2 protein-coding genes are annotated in these 1,410 nt (G+C 47.1%); both read right to left on the reverse strand.

From position 1 onward, the window contains the following. Positions 1-989: phage integrase SAM-like domain-containing protein (locus E0E16_RS13360; protein WP_130830694.1), on the reverse strand; the 989-nt coding region annotated here is incomplete at its 3' end. A gap of 263 nt (positions 990-1,252) precedes the next feature. Next, positions 1,253-1,410: helicase-like domain-containing protein (locus E0E16_RS15105; RefSeq protein ID WP_500796509.1), on the reverse strand; the 158-nt coding region annotated here is incomplete at its 5' end.

Consider the following 1,410-nt stretch of genomic DNA (forward strand, 5'->3'; position numbering starts at 1 on the left):
GGTATGGGCAGCAGATACCCTTTTGGGGGTTCGTGGCGGAACGCCCTCGTATGAATGCCCTTGTACCGCTCAATGATGGCGGATGCTTCGGGTAATAATGGGATGTGACATACATTGCCCGTCTTCATCCTCGGCTTACGTATCCAAGTCATTCCCGCTTCGTGAAAGATGTGCTGCTCCGTCAAGTGATACACGTCGGTATAGGAAAGCCCCGTCAGGCAGGAGAAAAGGAACATATCCCTCGACACTTTTTCATAGCCTTGCAATTTATCTTCTCCCAAGGCTGCGATACGACCTACCTCTTCCCTTGTGATGTAACGTGGAGTGCCCACTTCCCAACGAATGGAATGGTTGATGAAGGGATAGGTGTCAATGATGTGCCGTTTATGCAGGTCTTTGAGCAAGGAAGCCAGCATGGAGAGATAACCAGCCGAAGTGTTGAGCTTGAATCCCTTTTCTTTGGCGAAGTAGTCCTCCAAGTCTTTGATGAGGACTGTGTCCACTTTCTGTACGGGAATATCCTCCACACGGTAGCGATACCTGACGAAGTTTGCCAGATGCTTGCGGAAGAGCAGCAGACATTTCAGCCTCCGCTCGCTGCGGTCTATGCCCACGCGCTCACGGAAGCGGTCGATATACTCGTCTGTATGATGCAGCAGTTCTTGAGATTCGCTATTTAGTCCGAATACAAGTTCCTGTACTCTCTCTGCCGTAATGGGGGCATCGGAGCTACCCGAAAGAGACTCATAAACCTTGTATATGCTCACCTGAAGGCGGTCAAGTTCCTTGTTTACCGATACGGCTTCGGCACTCTTGCCCAGCAGTCGGTTCTTGCGACTGTCCCACAAACGAGGAGTACACGAGCATTTGCAACTGAACTGTACCATAGAGCGTCCTGCACTGATGCGTCCCATGATGGGACTTTTTCCGTTTTTGTCCTGCGTACCTCTCTTGAGGTAGAAAAGCAGCTTGATTTTTTCTTTTTCCATTGTTTTTTACTTGCAAAATTACACTTCTTTGAGGAACTTTGAACGATGCAAAACATTGATAATGAAAGAGAAAACACCGTTTTAGTTACCACTTTTAGCCGTTCTTTTCCTTTCATCGTTTCTCGAACGATTTGGTAACTGAACTCTTGCTTTTTCACTCCTTTTTTCGCCTATTTACCTTGATGCAACCCAATGAGAAAGCAGGCAATATATCTTGTGTTTCAATCAGATACACATTTTTCTCCTTTTCTTGCTTTCAATTCCTATACTTCCGCATAAAAGGCAGCCAGCTCTGGCACCTTGATGAAGGTGCGGAACCGCTCTTTCTGGATAATCTCATTGGTGATGGAGAACTCATAGTCGGTCGATTTCTTGGCAAAAACCGCTGCCCAAGCATCAAAGCTGTTGATTCCCTGCTTCT

The sequence above is a fragment of the Prevotella rectalis genome, from assembly GCF_900607215.1.
Classification (GTDB): Bacteria; Bacteroidota; Bacteroidia; order Bacteroidales; family Bacteroidaceae; genus Prevotella; species Prevotella brunnea.